General features: G+C 40.1%; 13 protein-coding genes and 1 pseudogene. 11 read left to right on the top strand and 3 right to left on the bottom strand.

Translation table 11 applies throughout. From position 1 onward, the window contains the following. Positions 1–16: 16 nt before the first annotated feature. Positions 17–307 (bottom strand): hypothetical protein, encoded by a 291-nt coding sequence (locus ACESPO_RS11825; RefSeq protein WP_008977623.1) that lies wholly within the window; start codon positions 305–307, stop codon positions 17–19. A gap of 159 nt (positions 308–466) precedes the next feature. Here ACESPO_RS11825 and ACESPO_RS11820 point away from each other — a divergent pair, with 159 nt between their 5' ends. The 5 genes from ACESPO_RS11820 to ACESPO_RS11800 all read left to right on the top strand — a co-directional run bounded on the left by ACESPO_RS11820 (position 467) and on the right by ACESPO_RS11800 (position 5,356). Next, complete coding sequence (locus ACESPO_RS11820) at positions 467–1,228, top strand: TatD family hydrolase (RefSeq protein ID WP_008977622.1); 762 nt, start codon at positions 467–469, stop codon at positions 1,226–1,228. Positions 1,229–1,238: 10 nt separating this feature from the next. Continuing rightward, positions 1,239–2,135: a 16S rRNA (adenine(1518)-N(6)/adenine(1519)-N(6))-dimethyltransferase RsmA gene (gene rsmA, locus ACESPO_RS11815; RefSeq protein ID WP_117578227.1), complete on the top strand. Its 897-nt coding sequence runs from the start codon at positions 1,239–1,241 to the stop codon at positions 2,133–2,135. 36 nt (positions 2,136–2,171) lie between these two features. Then, complete coding sequence (locus ACESPO_RS11810; protein WP_336304506.1) at positions 2,172–2,852, top strand: TIGR00266 family protein; 681 nt, start codon at positions 2,172–2,174, stop codon at positions 2,850–2,852. Positions 2,853–3,013: 161 nt separating this feature from the next. After that, the gene (locus tag ACESPO_RS11805; protein WP_009263787.1) at positions 3,014–4,384 is read left to right on the top strand and encodes a citrate/2-methylcitrate synthase; all 1,371 of its coding nucleotides are present in this window, start codon (positions 3,014–3,016) and stop codon (positions 4,382–4,384) included. Between the two features lie 27 nt (positions 4,385–4,411). Beyond that, positions 4,412–5,356: an alpha/beta fold hydrolase gene (locus ACESPO_RS11800; protein ID WP_336304507.1), complete on the top strand. Its 945-nt coding sequence runs from the start codon at positions 4,412–4,414 to the stop codon at positions 5,354–5,356. A gap of 1,083 nt (positions 5,357–6,439) precedes the next feature. Here the strand turns inward: ACESPO_RS11800 and ACESPO_RS11795 are convergent. Continuing rightward, positions 6,440–7,333, bottom strand: a complete 894-nt coding sequence (locus ACESPO_RS11795; RefSeq protein WP_016439916.1) for an AraC family transcriptional regulator — start codon at positions 7,331–7,333, stop codon at positions 6,440–6,442. Positions 7,334–7,463: 130 nt separating this feature from the next. On the opposite strand from ACESPO_RS11795, the gene ACESPO_RS11790 reads away from it, so the two are divergent. The 6 genes and pseudogenes from ACESPO_RS11790 (at position 7,464) to ACESPO_RS11765 (ending at position 17,522) form a co-directional block, all read left to right on the top strand. Further along, entirely contained in the window at positions 7,464–9,119 is a 1,656-nt protein-coding gene (locus ACESPO_RS11790; RefSeq protein ID WP_016439915.1) for a glycoside hydrolase family 13 protein, read from the top strand. Positions 9,120–9,154: 35 nt separating this feature from the next. Then, positions 9,155–9,688 (top strand): annotated as a pseudogene (locus ACESPO_RS11785) (ABC transporter substrate-binding protein); the annotation flags it as partial. 637 nt (positions 9,689–10,325) lie between these two features. Beyond that, the gene (locus tag ACESPO_RS11780) at positions 10,326–11,021 is read left to right on the top strand and encodes a response regulator transcription factor (RefSeq protein WP_009263781.1); all 696 of its coding nucleotides are present in this window, start codon (positions 10,326–10,328) and stop codon (positions 11,019–11,021) included. A gap of 65 nt (positions 11,022–11,086) precedes the next feature. After that, positions 11,087–13,696, top strand: coding sequence for a sensor histidine kinase (locus ACESPO_RS11775; protein ID WP_270666157.1), 2,610 nt, complete (start codon positions 11,087–11,089; stop codon positions 13,694–13,696). Between the two features lie 171 nt (positions 13,697–13,867). After that, positions 13,868–15,004: a class I SAM-dependent methyltransferase gene (locus tag ACESPO_RS11770; RefSeq protein ID WP_117577812.1), complete on the top strand. Its 1,137-nt coding sequence runs from the start codon at positions 13,868–13,870 to the stop codon at positions 15,002–15,004. A 13-nt stretch (positions 15,005–15,017) separates the two neighbouring features. Beyond that, positions 15,018–17,522: a hypothetical protein gene (locus tag ACESPO_RS11765; protein WP_009263778.1), complete on the top strand. Its 2,505-nt coding sequence runs from the start codon at positions 15,018–15,020 to the stop codon at positions 17,520–17,522. A gap of 197 nt (positions 17,523–17,719) precedes the next feature. Here ACESPO_RS11765 and ACESPO_RS11760 read toward each other — a convergent pair whose 3' ends face one another. Next, positions 17,720–18,205: a QueT transporter family protein gene (locus ACESPO_RS11760; protein ID WP_008977612.1), complete on the bottom strand. Its 486-nt coding sequence runs from the start codon at positions 18,203–18,205 to the stop codon at positions 17,720–17,722. Between the last annotated feature and the right edge of the window lie 949 nt (positions 18,206–19,154).

Here is a 19,154-nt window from a genome sequence, read left to right as displayed (position 1 = left end):
AAACGAACAGTTTCGATTAACTTAACTGTACTTCTTTTGCTTCTTCAGGTTTGAAGTCGTTTGCAAGATCGTAGATATTGTGACCAGTAGATTCACTCAATACGCGTCCTTCTAAAGAATAGCAGCGGATGAATCTCTTATTATCGATGCTTGACCAGTGTTCTACGTCCCATGTCAGATATCCGTCTGCATCTGTCTTCTTTTCATTTAAGATCAGATCTACCTGACGTCCATTTACCATAATGTCAACAAGTTCTTTTTCAGTAGCTTCCAGTTCTACTTTATTTACTGTGTCGTAAACTTTCATTTTGAAGTTCCTCCTCTTTTTTGATATATAGACAAGTATAATCTTTTTTATAGATAAATTCAAACCTTTTATAGAAGAAAGGATCGGAAAAGTTGAATTTACAAGGATTTTCACTTATAATACAAGGACAGAAGCAAAATCCGAAAGGGGTTAGTATAGATGATTTTTGAGACACATGCACATTATGATGATGAGCAGTTTGATGAGGACAGAGAACAGCTTCTTGCCGGACTGCAGGAGGCAGGAATAGAGACAGTTGTAAATGTCGGTGCAACATTGGAGGGATGCCTTTCCACGATCAGACTTGCAGAGCAATATCCATTTATCTATGCGGCAGTCGGTGTACATCCTGACGAAGTCGGCACATTGGATGAGGAAAAATTTTCATGGCTGAAAGAAAAGCTGTCCCATGAGAAGGTTGTGGCTGTCGGTGAGATTGGTCTTGATTATTACTGGGATCAGGAATCACATGAAGTTCAGAAAAAATGGTTTCTCCGTCAGCTGGAGGCTGCAAGGGAGGCGGGACTTCCGGTGATCATCCACAGCAGGGAAGCCGCAGCCGATACCTTGGAGATGATGAAAGAATATGGGCAGGATCTTAAGGGGATTATCCACTGTTATTCGTATTCTGTCGAGCATGCAAGAGAGTATGTAAAGATGGGATATCTGCTAGGAATCGGTGGGGTTGTCACATTTAAAAATGCCAGAAAACTCAAGGAGGTTGTGGAAGAGATTCCACTGGAAGCGCTTGTTTTGGAAACGGATTGTCCGTATCTTGCACCGGTTCCGAACAGAGGAAAGAGAAATTCTTCCCTGAATCTTCCTTTGATCGCGGAAGAAATTGCGGCGATCAAACAGATCAGCTGTGAAGAGGTGATTACACAGACGAGAGAAAATGCAAGGAAATTATTTGGAGTATAGGAGAAAATATATGAATCAGCCAACATTAGGCAATCCACAGAATACCATTGCGGTATTGCAAAAATACAATTTTTCATTTCAGAAGAAATTTGGTCAGAACTTTCTGATTGACACGCATGTGTTGGACAAAATTATCCGTTCGGCAGAGATTACGAAAGATGATTTTGTTCTGGAGATTGGACCGGGAATCGGTACGATGACACAATATCTCGCATGCGCGGCGAGAGAAGTCGTGGCGGTTGAGATTGATAAAGCATTGATTCCAATTCTGGAGGATACTTTGAGCAGTTATGACAATGTGACTGTCATCAATGAAGATGTGTTAAAGCTGGATATTGTAAAACTGGCTCAGGAGAGAAATGGAGGGAAACCGATCAAAGTGGTGGCAAACCTTCCGTACTATATTACGACACCGATCATTATGGGACTTTTTGAGAGTCATGTCCCGGTGCAGAGCATTACAGTTATGGTGCAAAAAGAGGTCGCAGACCGCATGCAGGTTGGACCTGGAACGAAAGACTATGGGGCACTGTCGCTCGCAGTGCAATATTATGCAAAGCCATATATTGCAGCAAATGTTCCACCGAATTGTTTTATGCCGCGACCGAAAGTAGGGTCTGCAGTGATACGGTTAGAATGCCATGAAGAGCCTCCGGTGCAGGTGAAAGATGAAAAATTGATGTTCCGTATTATCAGAGCATCTTTCAATCAGAGACGGAAGACACTGGCAAACGGACTGAAAAATTCACCTGAAATTTCCTTATCCAGAGAGGGAATTGAGCAGGCAATTGCGGAATTAGGAAAAGGGGCGAGCGTACGAGGAGAAGCCCTCAATCTGGAAGAGTTTGCAACTTTAAGCAATATTGTCGGGCGGTTGCAGCAAGAGGAGAATGGAACGAAAGCGTAGCGTTTATCATTTGAGTCAGAGAAGGGGGAAACAACTATGAGATATCAGATTTTAGGAGACACACTTCCGGTAGTTATCTGCAGACTGGACGTAGGGGAAAGAATGATCACAGAGAAGGGATCTATGGCATGGATGTCACCAAATATGCGGATGGATACTTCTACAAATGGAGGACTTGGAAAGGCATTCGGAAGAATGTTTTCCGGGGAAGCAATTTTCCAAAACATTTATACAGCGCAGGGAGGAGCGGGAGAGATTGCATTCGCATCCAGCTTTCCTGGTTCTATCCGGGCATTTCATATTCGTCCGGGAGAAGAAATAGTCGTACAGAAAGGTGGCTTTCTTGCAGCTGAGGCAGGAATACAGCTGTCCGTTCATTTTCATAAAAAACTTGCATCCGGCCTTTTTGGCGGAGAGGGATTTATACTACAGAGGATTTCCGGCGAAGGAGTCATGTTTGCCGAGTTTGACGGACATGTGATTGAGTATGAACTTCAGCCAGGGCAGCAGATTGTAATTGATACCGGACATCTTGCGGCGATGACAGCGTCATGCCAGATGGATATCCAGACTGTTCCGGGGTTAAAAAACAAATTTTTCGGGGGAGAAGGTTTTTTTAACACAGTAATTACAGGACCGGGACATGTCTGGCTGCAGACCATGCCGATCAGCAATGTGGCTGGAGCACTTCGTCCATATTTTCCGACCGGAAACTAATATAGAACAAACTAAAACAGACTTTTTGCGAAGAAGAAACAAAAAGTCTGTTTTTTGATTAATAATTATTTAATATTTTTGAATATTGCAAAAATGAATGTGTTTTAGTATAATAAGTGCTAAATTACAAACAGATTTCAGCATTCGGAAAGGAGAAGCCTATGGGAAAATCAGTTTCAGAAGCATTGTTTGATGTGACACCTCAGATCGAAGCATTAGCAAAGAAGTGTGAAGAGAATAATGAGATTGAGAAAGAATTATATATAAAGTATGAAGTAAAGAGAGGACTGCGCGATCTGAACGGAAAAGGTGTTCTGGCAGGGCTGACGAATGTATCAGATGTTCGCGCGAAGAAGATTGTCAATGGAGAGGAAGTTCCATGTGAAGGAAATTTGTATTATCGTGGATATAACGTAAAGGATCTTGTCAATGGATTTCTAAAAAAGGAACATTATGGATTTGAAGAAATTGCGTATCTCCTCTTATTCGGAGAACTGCCAAATGAGAGCGAGTTAAGAGAGTTTCACGATGTTCTTGTAGAGCGCAGAACGCTTCCGCCGACATTTGTGCGAGATGTGATCATGAAAGCACCTAGCAAGGATATGATGAACAGTCTCTCACGCTCGATTTTAAATCTATATTCTTATGATGAAAAGGCAGACGATACGTCTATCCCGAATGTACTCCGGCAGTGTCTGAATCTGATCAGCCAGTTCCCGATGCTGATGGTATATGGATATCATGCATATCATTATCGGATGGGAGAGGATTTATTTATCTATGCTCCGGATCCGGCACTCTCCACAGCAGAAAATATTTTAATGATGCTAAGGAAGGATAAGAAGTATACGAAGCTGGAGGCGAAGATACTGGATATGGCACTTGTGCTCCATATGGATCATGGCGGAGGAAATAATTCAACATTTACGACGCATGTAGTTACTTCTTCTGGAACAGATACCTATTCAACGATGGCAGCTGCTATGGCATCGCTGAAAGGGCCAAAGCATGGAGGCGCTAATATCAAAGTGACACAGATGTTTGAAGATATGAAGCAGCATCTTACAGACTGGGAAGATAGAGATGAAGTGAAGGCATATCTGGAAGCACTCCTGGATAAGAAAGCATTCGATCAGAAAGGTTTGATTTATGGAATGGGACATGCGGTCTATTCTATTTCCGATCCAAGGGCAGATATCTTCCGCGCATTTGTTGCACAGCTGGCAAGAGAAAAGCATTGTGAGAAGGAGTATGCTCTTTATGCACTGGTGGAAGAACTGGCACCAAAAGTAATCGGTGAGAAGAGAAAAATTTACAAAGGAGTCAATGCCAACGTAGATTTTTACAGCGGTCTCGTATATAGCATGCTCGGGCTGCCAAAGGAACTGTATACACCGATCTTTGCAACGGCACGTATTGTCGGATGGAGTGCACATCGATTAGAAGAGTTGAAAAATGTTGATAAGATTATCCGTCCGGCATATAAATCGCTGGCTCCGCACAGAGCATATGTTGAGATGGAAGACAGGTAAATAAAAAAGTAGGAAGGAAGAGAAACGATGGAAAAGACAGAATTTTACTATCCTTCCGGTGATGGACATACAGAGATCCACGCAATTGAGTGGAGAGGAGAGGGACAGATTAAAGCTGTCCTTCAAGTCTGTCATGGAATGGTAGAATATATTGAACGGTACGAAGCATTTGCCTCTTATCTTACTGACAGAGGATTCGTAGTAGTTGGTCATGATCATCTGGGACATGGAAAATCGGTGGCAGATGAGGAAGATTATGGATATTTCCCAAAAGAGAGCGGCAACGAATATGTAGTGGGAGATATCCATACCCTTCGCAGAAAAACGGAGAAGAAATATCCGGGGATTCCATATTTTATGCTGGGACATAGTATGGGTTCTTTTTTGCTGAGACAATATCTGCTATCCTATGCGGAAGGGCTGTCAGGCGCAGTCATTATGGGAACAGGATATCAGCCATTACCGATACTGATGCTCGGCAGAGGAGTTTGCAAGTGCATTGCCGGAATCAGGGGGTGGCGTTACCGAAGTAAGTTTGTAAATTCGATGGCATTCGGAGGATATAACAAGAAGTTTCATCCTGCAAGGACTGAGATGGACTGGTTGACAAAGGATGAAAAAATGGTAGATGCTTATTTAAAAAATCCGATGTGTACCTTTATTTTTACTGTGAGCGCTTACTATCAGATGTTCGGAGGAATGAAACAGTTACAGAAAAAAGGAGCCATTGAAAAAATACCAAAAGATCTTCCGATATTTTTTGTAGCTGGAAAGGAGGATCCTGTGGGAAACTTTGGGGATGGTGTGGAAAAAGTCTTTCAAAAATACAAAGACTGTGGATGTAAAGATGTGCAGATCAAGTTATATGAAAATGACAGACATGAAATTCTGAATGAAACGGACCGGGAAACGGTATATGCAGATTTGTATTCTTGGATGGAAAGCCGTTTCTGCCATTGTGAAGATAAATAAAAGCTGTCGATGGAAGAATATCTTTTCAATCTTTCAGGAGAGACAGCTTTGCATGCGACATCGTAGCATGCTCTGTTAAGTTCCCATTGCTCAAAGGAGCAAGGAGAAAAGGCATTTTGTTCATAGCGAGTACGAATTTCTTCTTCCGTGTAATGACCAAAAAAGCTGTCAAAAAGAAGAGCACCAAGTGTATAGACATTTGTAACTTCATCAATGGCAGCGCCGTAACAATATTCTTCCGGTGCTTTTAAACGCTTTGTTCCCCAGTAGTGTTCGCCCATGTCGTTTATGGCCGGCTTTTTTCGGAATAAGTCGATATCACAGATTGTTATTCTGTCTGTCTGAAAATCATACATTATGCTTCCTGCATAAAAATCAACCGCAACATATCCGCTTTCAGAAACAGTATTCAAAAAGGAAAACAGAACTTCCGCGGCAGCGATTCTTTTCTTTAAAGGTAATTGCCGAAAACGCTTTGCAGGAGGGATCAGCTGAGGATTGTTGTCATATTTCTCAAAATTCCAATGATCGAAGAGACAGTCACCGGATGTCCACTTAAATACAGAAATATATAAATCGTCCAGAGAACCGTGATCTATAAGTTCGATCAAATGTGGGTGTGTAATCGTTTCGTAAACAGACATCGCAGATTTGAGAGACGCAATGGCCTCTTCCTTTGTACGGATAGATTCAGCAGTGGCAATTCCGGCAACTTTTATGAAAAATTTTTCTGAACCTCGCGCGACACCGAAACTGATATTTCCGGAATCATTCTGGTCAAAGACAGCAAAAACATTTCCGATTGCTTGCAGCCATGAGAAATCATGGATTTCTTTTAGGTGAAATTTAATTGTATCTAATGTAACAGTAATCATATAGCCTCCTGATTCCGGGAGGTAACTATCGATCAGACCTCCCTGATTGTTTATGGTTTCTATTTTTGTTTTTACATGTTATTGTCATAAAAATCATCTCCTTTATCACGCAAATATCTATATGAACACAAGACAGGCTTGTGGAACATGAGCTGTTTTTGTCAGGAGAAAGTATAGCAAACAGAAGATGGATTTTCCAGCAGATTTTTTAAAAAGACTGCTCTTTGTGTTTTGAAAAATGCCGGAAATCAGAAGGAGTACAGTGCTTATAGTATTTAAATTGTCTGATGAAGTAACTCATATTTTCATAGCCAGTATTGAGGGCGATTTCTGTGATTGGAGCATTGCTTTTCAGAAGAAGGGAAGCAGCTTGATTGATACGGTATTCATTCAGGTATGTAAAAGGAGATTTGCCAATCTTCTTTTTAAAAAATTTACAGAAATAATTTTTGTTCATATGTGCGCAGCTGGACAGCTCTTCTAGATGAATTTTCCTCATATAGTTTGTTTCTATATAAGTAAATACTTCTTTTAGAGGATCGAAATTAGAAGTTCTTTTGAACAAGGTTTCTTCAGAAACTGTGAGAAATGCATTGTGTAAAAACAGAGTTTCCAATATTTGCAGCAGAAGAATTTTGATGGAAAGTGGAGTCGTGGGAGATGGAGAATCGTACAGTAAGGCAGCAGATTCTATGAGAGAGCAGAGCTTTTCGGTACATTCTTTGGGCAGAGTTTCCCCATAGGGAAATTGTAATTTTTGAGACAGAAGGGGTAGGATCAGCGCATCCTGACAGATGTCGTACTGGGTAAAGCTCAGTAGAGACATGGGAAACAAGAGTGCATAGTGATGGGATACTTTGCTGTGTCCGAAAATTCCATGTACGATTCCGGGATTGATAAAATAAACATGCCCTTCTGTCAATGCGTAAGAAGAATTTTCTGTACGAAGTGTCAGAGAACCTTTGGTAATATAGAGGAATTCTAATTCGTCGTGCCAGTGATAAGGGGCAAAGTAGGAACCGGTAAGATCTGCTTGAGAGAATGATTCAAACGGAAAATAAGGGGTTCCGTGTGGTTTTTCCTGAAGAGTTTGTTTGTTCATGAAAGAGGACCTCCTAGTTTGTTAAGTGATAAAAAGTGAATATAGCATAAATATAGAATAACATATTGCAAGAAAATACGAAACAAAGTGTTTATACTATCATTAACAATTAAAATCGGAGGAAGAAAAAATGTGGTGGAAAAATAGTGTAGTATATCAGATTTATCCAAGAAGTTTTGCAGACAGTAATGGAGACGGAATTGGGGATCTAAATGGGATTACGGCACATCTTGATTATTTGCAGAAACTTGGAGTAGATGTCGTATGGCTTTCACCGGTCTATCAGTCACCGAATGATGACAATGGGTATGATATTTCGGATTATCAGAACATTATGCAGGAATTTGGTACTATGGAAGAGTTTGACCGGATGCTTGCAGAAATGCACAAAAGAGGAATACGGCTTGTGATGGACTTAGTTGTGAATCATACTTCGGATGAACATGCATGGTTTATCGAAAGTAAAAAGTCAAAAGAAAATCCATATAGAGACTTTTATATATGGCGAGAGGGAAAGGACGGAAAAGAACCGAACAACTGGGGGGCGTGTTTCGGAGGCTCTACATGGGAGTACGACAGAGAAACAGATATGTACTATCTTCATTGTTTTTCAAAGAAACAGCCGGATCTCAACTGGGAAAATAAAGCCGTACGGAACAATATATACGAGATGATGTGCTGGTGGTGTGAGAAAGGAATCGATGGATTCCGTATGGATGTGATCAGTATGATTTCCAAGGATCAAAGTTATCCGGATGGGGAAATTCACGGTGGTAGTAGCTACGCAGATTTCGGACCATTTGTCTGCAATGGACCGAGAGTACATGAGTATCTTCAGGAGATGAATAGGGAAGTTCTCTCAAAATACAATCTGCTGACCGTTGGGGAAACAGCGGGAGTGACAATCGAAGAGGCAAAGAAATATGCAAATCTGGATGGAACAGAGCTTGGAATGGTATTTCAGTTTGAACATGTAGATTTAACTGTCGGAGAATTTGGAAAGTGGACGGATGAGAGATTCTGTTTGAAAGATTTGAGGGAAGTTCTGAACAAATGGCAGACAGAATTAGAAGGAAAAGCATGGAACAGCCTTTACTGGAGTAATCATGATCAGCCAAGAGCAGTTTCCCGCTTTGGAAATGACGGACCGATGTATCGAAAACTTTCGGCAAAAATGCTTGCGACTTGTCTTCATATGATGAAAGGAACTCCATATATTTATCAAGGGGAAGAAATTGGAATGACCAATGCATATTTTGAGAAAATAGAAGAATACCGGGATATCGAGAGTATTCATGCCTTTGAGGATGCAATGGAGAGAAATATCATGGCAGAAGAGGATATGATCAGTGCATTGAAAGCAATCAGTCGTGACAATGCAAGAACACCAATGCAATGGAATCGAAGCAGACATGCGGGATTTACGACAGGGACTCCTTGGATTGGCATCAATCAGAATTATCTTCAGATTAATGCAGAAGATGCACTTCAGGATGCAGACAGTATTTTCTACTACTATCAGAAACTAATTGCACTCAGAAAACAGTATAATATTGTCGTTGATGGTATCTTTTATGGACTGTTAGAAGATGATGACAAGATTTACGCATACGAGCGGATTTTGGGGAATCAGAAACTTGTGGTAGGATGTAATTTTACAGACAAAAAAGTGGATTGTACACTTTTTGACAATGCGGAAGAAGGAGAGGAACTGATCTCCAATTACAAACATCATAAAAAAGGTATTTTGAAGCCGTATGAGGCGAGGGTAATCTTATTTTCATAAAGGCAGGAACATGAAGATGTGGAAATGATGACAAAAATGATAATGATTCTAAAGATGGGAAAGTACAGCTTCGTTTTGCAACATGGGATGTTGCAGAAGATATGGATCATCAGCAGAAATTGGTAGATGAGTTTAACAAAGCACATGAAAATATCGAAGTGACATTAGAGGCATATGGAAGTAATTACGATACAAAAATCAGCGCAGGGATGGGTTCCAGCGATGCCCCGGATATTATGTATATGTGGAATTATCCTGCATATGCGGATGGTCTGGAACCGCTTGAGTCTTACATAGAAAAAGAAGGTGGGGCTGAGTTTAAGGAAAAATTCAGCGATACGTTGTGGAACTATAATTCTCTTGAAGAAGAAATTTATGGAGTGCCGGTTGGATTTACTTCTCATGTATTGTATTACAATAAAGATTTATTTACAGAGGCGGGGCTGGAAGAGCCGACGAATGAATGGATATGGCCTGATTTGCAGGATGCTGCAAAAACAATCACAGAAAAAACAGATGCAAAGGGATTTGCATTTCAGATGAAACCTGACCCGTATGACTTTGAGATCGGAAGTGCTGGGAGAAGTGGCGCAACAATAGAATGACAGTGAGTACAGCAAAAACCCGTCAGCTGTGGAAGCTGACGGGTTCTGCCGTTTTATAGTTATTAAAGGAATGAGAGTTAAAGTACTACACCCCGGAATCCCCGAGGTGCAGTTACTTTATGAGGGGGGGAGATAGTGAGTGTTAATCAACTATCTAAACGTAGTATAACGAATAAATGTGTCTAAAATATGTGTAATTTCTAAAAGAAAACAAAAAAATATTAAGTAAGTCTTAAGGCGGATGATATTTTAAATAATGGCTTAAAATAGCGATTGAACAACATAGAAAAACTATCCTTATATCAATGTGATATGCCCCTTGTGGGCGGTTGTTCCTTTTAATTGTATTATAGAGCAGTTGGAAATAGATTTTTTGGAGGGCGGGGAATAGTCCTCTTTTTGTTTTGAAAAGGGCAGGAAGGAAAGAGGCTACAAATATGAGCACATATTCAGAATATCGGTTGGACTCGCACGTTAGTAACAAAAATGCTTGAAAACCCACTAAAATCGTGATATGAAATTAAACATTTCTTAATAATTTCCGTAATCCCCTCTTAAAAAATCACTGTTATCCTTGTATAATACAGAGGAGGTGATAAATATGTTTAATGTATTAGTATGTGATGATGATAAAGAAATTGTAGAAGCGATTGAAATTTATTTACGGCAGGAAGGTTACAATGTATTAAAAGCCTACGATGGACAGGAGGCGATCAAGGTTCTTGATTCGACGGAGGTAGACCTTCTTATTATTGATGTGATGATGCCGAAACTGGACGGCATAAGGGCAACGTTAAAGATCAGAGAGAAAAACAGTCTGCCAATTATTATTCTCTCTGCAAAATCAGAAGATGCAGACAAAATATTAGGATTGAATGTAGGAGCAGATGATTATCTGACAAAGCCATTTAATCCGCTGGAGTTAGTGGCAAGAGTAAAATCCCAGCTTAGAAGATATACACAGCTTGGAAGCACAGTAGTTGAGAAGAAAAGTTCGGTATTTACTGTGGGAGGGCTGAAAATTGATGATGAATTAAAAGAGGTGACAGTTGACGGAGATGTTATCAGGCTGACACCTATCGAATATAACATTTTATTACTATTAGTGAAAAATCAAGGAAAAGTCTTTTCTATCAATCAAATCTATGAAAGTATATGGAACGAAGACGCAATCGGCGCGGATAATACGGTCGCAGTACATATCCGCCATATACGGGAAAAGATTGAAATCAATCCGAAGGAACCGAGATACTTGAAAGTCGTATGGGGGGTCGGATATAAGATAGAGAAACTTTAAAGAGCAGGGAATGTCATTTTGATTTAGCAAGATGGCGGACCGTAAGGCTCTGGAAAGGAGTAAGTATGAATAAATGGTATCAATCAAGATTGTGTAAAGGGTTGCTGCTCGTTCTGGTGCACGTGCTTACAGTGATTATGGTTCTCAGCCTTGCGTGGATTCTTGTTTATCCGGGGCAGGAATATCTGAGTGCATTTCAGAAAGATAAACCACTTGCATATGAGGACAGTGAGGGGTTTGAAGATACAGTACAGACAACGGTATCGAACATTTTAGACTACAATACACTTCGTCCGATTTTTGAGACTGAAGGAAAATATGATACAAACAGACTGATCGATTTGAAGAAATTTGATGAAAATGCAAGAGCGGTAGATGGAACAAACAAATCGGGAATGGCATATCAAGTTGGAGATCTGATCAAGTGGGCAGAATCCTACAATGGAATAGACTACACGGAGGAAGAAGGAGTCATTGTCTGCAAAAAGGAAGATGGCACATACCATTATTATTACAAATCTGAATTTAAGAAGTTAATTGAAGAAAAATCGTTGCAGTTCATAGAAACAGAAGAAATGAGTCTGGAAGGATATATGGCACAACTGGGATATGAAGAATATATGAATGACAGCTATTATTCTGATGAGGCAGAGAAAACGATTAGAGATAAAGAAGGAAAAGTACTCTATGTAGACTGCTGGGAATTTTCAGACGGCGTGATCAATGAAAAGTATGCACCGGAAGGATTTAAGAATCTTCTGGAACTGGTCAATACAGATGCAGAATGGAATGGAAAACTTGAGGAAGTTTACAGAATACTTGACAATACACTGGTGATCCTTCCTCATTATTATTACCAGTACAAAGATGGGCTGGAGACTGTGGAAGAAGGAAATACGAATCTGGCATATATGTATGTGGACCAGAAAGCGAAAAAAGTATACACGAACCGCAGTGCATACAAAGATTACAATAAAGTAGAAGAAAATATAAAAAAGATGACTGCACAGGGAAAATATGTAGTTGTCGCTCCGAAACTTGCAGATTTTCAGTCAAATATGGATGTTTCGGCGGAAGAATGGAAGAATATGGTGACAGGAAGTGCAAATCAGAAAGAGGAGTTTCTTTTTGCAGTTTCCGTAGATACGAATTATCCAATCCAAGACAGTTTTTATATGAAAAATAAAGAGTATGAACAGTATAGTCCGTGGGTGAAAGTAATTGTAGTGGGAAGTGCGGTTTCGGCAATTCTTTTCCTGATAAGTTTTATCTGGCTGACGGCAGTGACAGGTCATGTAAATGGAAAAGAAGGAATTACACTGAACTTTTTTGACCGGATTAAGACGGAGATCGCAGCGGCATTGATCGTTGGAGGAATGCTACTTGCAATCATGCTGCCGATTTCGGGGTTGAGTCTTCCGGGAGATCTGTCATATGGCTATACTGAAGAAGGACTTTATATATCCTCTGCTTATGGATTTGAGGAACGCTTTTTTGAGATGGTATTGATCGGAGGAATTGGGACTCTTATCACTTGTGCAGTAGGAATGTTAGGATATTTGAGTCTTGTCAAACGGATCAAGGCGAGAACTCTTTGGAAAAACAGCGTTTTACGGTGGGTGGGACACTTGTTTAGGGTGTTTTGGGAGAACCGGAGAAGTACAACAAAAATCACGTTGGGATACATGGGATTTATGTTACTGCAGTTATTGTTGGCGACCGGACATCCAGTCTTTGTTTTGTTTGTTCTTGCAATGGATGTAGCGGTGTTTGCATATCTGTTAAAGAGCGCGATCGCGAAGCAGAGAATCAAGTTTGGAATTCAGAGAATTGCATCTGGAGATGTTAATTATAAAATTCCGATTGGAAATATGGTGAAAGAGGATACAGAGATTGTACAAAATATTAATCACATTGGGGAAGGAATTCACAATGCGGTTGAGGCAAATATGAAAAATGAGCGTCTGAAGACAGATTTGATCACAAATGTCTCACACGATATTAAGACTCCTTTGACATCCATTATCAATTATGTCGGTCTTCTGAAGCAGGAGAAATTTGAAGATCCAAAGATTCAGGGATATCTGCAAATTTTAGATGCAAAATCCCAGCGGCTGAAAACACTGACGGAAGATGTGGTAGAGGCATCGAAGATCAGCAGTGGAAATATTACATTGCACTATATGAATATTGATCTGGTAGAATTGATCAACCAGACGACAGGGGAATTTGCAGAGAAATTTGAGAAGAGAAATTTAAGTATCGTTGTTAATGTGCCGAAGGAACCGGCAATGATTCGTGTGGATAGCAGAAGAATTTGGCGTGTCATTGAAAATATTTATAATAATGCTGCCAAATATGCAATGGAAGGTACAAGAATTTATGCTGATTTGAGAATGTCAGACCGCTATGTACAATTTTCTCTCAAAAATGTATCAGAACAGCCGCTAAATATTTCCGCAGATGAATTGACAGAACGTTTTATCCGCGGAGATGTATCAAGAAGTACGGAAGGAAGTGGACTGGGATTGTCGATTGCGAAAAACCTGACAGAACTTCAAGGAGGAAAATTCTTACTGTATCTGGACGGAGATCTTTTTAAAGTGACGATCGTATTCCCAAGACTGTATCAGCAGCAGGGAAATCCACAACCGCAGCCGGAAGAAAGCAAATAAGAGAGCTTATTGCAGGGAATAGATGAAGATCAAGTATGAAAAAGGTCAGACCCGAAGATAGATATCTCTAAAAAGGATGGGGAAATTATGAAATTTCCCTGTCCTTTCTTGCATTTGCAGGGGGCAGGCATTACAATACAACTACGAAAGAAAAAAAGGAGTAAAGAGCAGATGGAAGAGATTAAAAAAATACTGGAAGAAATCCTCAATATAGATCTGATCGGAGCTACACTCAGTAATCCGAGAAAAAAAGAAGAAATCGTAAAAGTGAAAGTACGTCCTGTACTGATAAAGGATGTACTTTTCTTTCAATGTGAGACACATAAAAACCGTCAAGTATTTCATGAGAATTATGAGTATGAACAGGCGCTGCACATACTTACACAGGATATGGAACTGTTTCGTCAGATGCAGATTGAGACAAAGGAGTTTCAATACACAGTGCTCGTGAGCAAAAAGGGGAAGGTAACTGTTCAGAAAAAAAGAACAAAGGGGGAGAAGCGGCAGGCAGAATTATCCCACAACCGGACGAAAAACTATATTTTGAAGGAAGGGGTTCAGGTTCCGTTTTTACAAGATCTCGGAGTTATGACGGCAGATGGGAAGGTTGTCCGGAGTAAGTTCGATAAGTTCAGACAGATCAACCGTTTTTTGGAATTTATTGAGGATATTCTGCCGCAACTTGCAAAAGACAGGGAGGTAACCATTCTTGATTTTGGATGTGGCAAATCTTATCTGACATTTGCGATGTATTATTATCTGCACGAACTGAAGCACTATGATATTCGGATCATCGGACTGGATCTGAAAAAAGATGTGATTGAAAACTGCAATCAGCTTAGCGAAAAGTATGGATATGAGAAGTTAAAATTTCTCGAGGGAAATATTGCGGATTATACCGGGGTTGAGGAAGTAGATATGGTAGTGACATTGCATGCATGCGATACTGCAACAGACTTTGCACTTGCAAAAGCAGTAGGGTGGAATGCCAAAGTAATTTTATCGGTACCATGCTGTCAGCATGAAGTCAATGGACAGATTCAAAATGAGATCCTGAGACCGGTACTGAAATATGGACTGATTAAAGAGCGGATGTCTGCATTGATTACAGACGCGCTGCGGGCGGAGTATCTTGAGGGAGAAGGATATGATGCACAGATCTTAGAGTTTATCGATATGGAGCATACGCCAAAGAATATTTTGATCAGAGCAATAAAAACAGGAAAGAAAAAGAATAATAAAGAACAGATAGAAAGATGCCGGGAGTTTTTACAGATTCACCCGACATTAGGGGAACTGTTGCAATAAAGGGGAGTTTTGCATGAAAGAAAAGGTAAAACGAGCAGGAATTCTGACGTTTGTATTTTTGATCGCTGTCATCGTCTTTAGTTTTCTGACCAATCAGGGAAATGCTGATATGACAGCAGATATGGGGGGAGCGACACTGCCGAGGATACAGATTGTATCGGGAGAATATGAGATCAATCCATTGGTAGGTTATGTTTCAGAGATGAATGTAGGGAAAATGAGAAGCACGATCACACCGGTGGATTTTCAGAGTGGAATCACACTCCGAATAGAAGAAGGAGTGTTGCCGATAAAAGCGCTGACTTATGAAGTATGTTCGTCAGATGGAAAAGAAATTCTTTATAAGGAAAAGAGAAAGGAAATCGGTGAGGAACCATCATTGACTTTTCCAGGGTTGGAGCTTGCAGATCGGGAAGCGATTTTAAAGCTGACATTGCATACGGAAAAACAGGATATTTATTATTACACGAGGATCTGCACAAAGGAAGGAACAGACAGCGATGCGTGTCTTGCATTTGCAGAACGATTCCACAATATGACATTTGGAAAAGAAAATACAGAGTCGATCGCAGCCTATCTTGAGAATGGAACGGAAGATGATGAGACAGAGAATTTACAGAAAGTTACAATCCATTCTGATGCAGAACATTTGACCTGGGGGGAACTGCGTCCGCAGATCAAAGGAGAAGTCAGCAGAAGTATTAAGGAAATTAGCGGTAATTATATGACCATTGTCTATGACTATGAAGTGGAGTGTGCCGGAGAGCAGGATGAAACGGAAGTTTATCAGATACGGGAGTATCTGAAAGTGAGATATGCAGAAGGAACCGAATACCTTCTTGATTATGAGCGGACGATGGAACAAGAATTAGATGCGTCGGGGAATGTTTTAGATAATAATGGAATTTTGCTGGGAATTGCGAAAGAAGAACTTCCCTATATGGCAAATGAGGCAGGGACGATCGTTTCCTTTGTACAGGCAGGCGAATTGTGGAATTATAATCAGAGCCAGGATGCACTGTCACTTGTATTTAGCTTTGCAGATTCCGAAGGATATGACATTCGAAATTTATGCAAGGAACATGAGATCCAGATTGTATCGGTCAATGAGCAGGGAGACACAACATTTAAAGTAATCGGGTATATGAATCGAGGAGAACATGAAGGTGAAGTCGGCACGGCAATCTACTTTTTTGATATTGAGAAAAATTTTGTGGAAGAAAAAGCATTCATTCCCGATAATATTTCCAGTGAAATTTTATTAAAAGAACAGGAGCAGCTTGTCTATTATAACGAGCAGCAAGAAGTGCTCTACGCAATGAAAGAAGGAACACTTTATAAAGTTGATCTGGAAAAAGGGAAAAAGGAAGCTTTGGTAGAGAATCTTGAAAAAGACCAGTATGTATCTTCAAAAGATGGAAGACTTCTTGCCTATCAGACCGTTTCTTCGCTTGAAAATGCGGAGGAAGTTAAAGTGCTTGATTTTGTCACTGGAAAAGAGCGGACGGTTACTTGCAGTTCTGGAGAATTTATTCGACCGCTTGGATTTATTTCTGAGGACTTCGTCTATGGGATTGGGCGCAAGGAAGATGCAGGAGCTTTTGTTACAGGAGAGCATGTCTGCCCGATGTATAAGCTGGAAATCCGTGATACAGACAATGAAGTTGTAAAGACCTATCAGGCGGATCAAGTCTATGTGACAGGAGTGACCGTAGAAGAGAAAATGTTGATATTAGACCGTGTTGTGAAAAATGAGTCTGTGTATACAGCGGTTGCAAAGGATTATATTACAAGTAATGAAGAAGTAGAAAAGAGTAATATTTCGGTAGAAACATATACTTCTGACGAAAAAGAACGGCAGGTAAGAATTAAATATGAGTCAGGAATTTCCGATAAGAAGCCGAAACTTTTGAAGCCAAAGCAAGTGTTGTTTGAGAATCCGGTTCTGATTCCATTTGAGGAAGAAGGAGAGGCCGAAGTATTTTATACCTATGGAAAAGGAAAGTTACTTGGAATCTATGCAAGTGCAGCAGATGCGATTCGGCAGGCAAATGAAAATCAAGGGCTTGTAGTATCAGAAAGTCAGAAGTATGTATGGGAACGAGGAAACAGAAGTCTTGTGTATGATATCGCAGGAGTGGATCTCAGTCCATATCAAGAAGGGAACACATTGGCAGCGGCGCTGAACCGTCTTTTCGCTTATGAAGGAAAAACAGTAGATGCCGCCGGAGAAATGGCGGCGGGGAAAAAGCCGATCGAGATTCTCCAAGAACAGTTTCTAGGAAATGTACTTGATCTCCATGGATGCAGTCCGGAAGAATTATGTTATATCCTCGGAAAAGGTACTCCGATCATCGCTATGACGGATTTAAATAATGCGGTATTGCTGATTGGATACAACGATAGTATGATCACTTATGTAAAACCGGATACCGGAGAGAAGGTCTCAGTTCCGTATGAGGAACTGGAGGCATTGACTGTGGCCAGCGGGAACACATATCTTGGCTATTTAAAGTAAAAGCAAAATCGTATCCATCACTAACTAGCAGGAAAATATGTTTTGACTGCAAAAAGAATAGCAGGATTATAAAAACGGAAAGAAAACATGAAAAAACTGAGAATAGCCTTTCGCTTAAGGCAGATTCTCAGTTTTTTTCTTTGCAAACAAGATTAATCGTTTAAAATCTCAGTGTCTAAAAAGTTTTATAGGATATATTATAAAGCAAATAGACGGTGTTTGTATTTGTTTAATGTAAAATAAAGGATCATTCCGAGTACACCGCAGGAAATCACTTCACCGATTCCGATGCTCAGCATAAGAAGCGGGATCGGGATTGCTTCCCCGTAAGCAAAACGCAGTACATATGGGATAATGACTGTATTTGCGACAATTGGTGGAAGCGGTGCTAAAAATTTATTCTGATTGCGCAGAATATAAGTGAAGACAGCACCGATTAAAGTTGCAAGTGTTCCGAAGATAATATCCGGAAGCATTGCACCTCCGAGAATATTTCCAATCAGACATCCGACAAAAAGTCCCGGAATGGCAGCCGGGGTAAATGCCGGCAGAATGGTAAGTGCTTCCGCAATTCTTACCTGCACCGATCCAAAGCTGAATGGTGCAAAAACAACTGTCAATACGACATAGATAGCAGCAATCATCGCTGCCTGCGTGGTAAATACTACACCTTTGTTTTTCATAATTCAAATCTCCTTTAGTTTTGTTTTACGTGTGGAAGGTCTCGAACACACTTTGCTGAAACCCGTCCAGACCTTATTTTATAAGGGATTCAGCGGTTGATAGTATAGCATAGAGTAGAACTAAAAATCAAGCTGTCTCCATCATTTGCTCGAAATGAAAATAAAAGTGGTGTTAGAATCTAATCCATATCTTAAAAGTATTGGCTTAGTAGTTTTTCGTTGATACGGTGTTTTGATGATTCAGGGGGCAGAGAAAACACAGAAGGTAATTGAGAGCGGGTTAAGAATATGTTATAATTCTGGCAGGGAAACCAAAGCCGGGCGGCTTACCCTCTTTTACGGAGGGGCAACCCTCCAGACGAAAGAAAGGAGGGCGATGCTAATGTATGTTACATATTCTGATTTGATTCAGTTATTAATATTCATTGTTGCCCTTGTAGGTCTTTGTTACGAGATTTTCAAGGATAAACGAAAATAGCCGCCATTACTCGCAATAATGACGGCTTAAGTAAATTAAGCATTTAATTATTGGGTAAGCCGTTTATGGTTTCCCCTTTTGTATCTTTAATATAGCACATCGCAATAGATTCTGCAAGTTTGTCCCTTCTATCAAAAGCAGATTTTCTGTCTTTTTTATCATTTCTTCTTCGGAATAGAACAGTTCATCGTTCATTGTCTCAAAAAATTCTGGAATATGAAGAGGAGTCAAGGTTCTTCGGTGTTTAAGAAGACATTTTCCTTGGATTCAAAGTGATAAAAATAGTCTCACCGTTCTTTGAAATCAATACTTTAAAAAATCACCAAAAATCACTGAGAAATCTATACTTTTGATTGCTAGAACATAGAAAATGCGTTATACTGTAACAATGAATATCAAATCAGCCATATCTGTCCGGTGTACTGTATCTTTTATTTTCAAGCAGAATGATAAAGATGGAACACAGTGAAA

Origin of the sequence: Coprococcus sp. HPP0074, assembly GCF_964238105.1 — a bacterium.
Lineage (GTDB): Bacteria > Bacillota > Clostridia > Lachnospirales > Lachnospiraceae > Faecalimonas > Faecalimonas umbilicata.
This window is presented reverse-complemented; position numbering and strand designations above follow the sequence as displayed.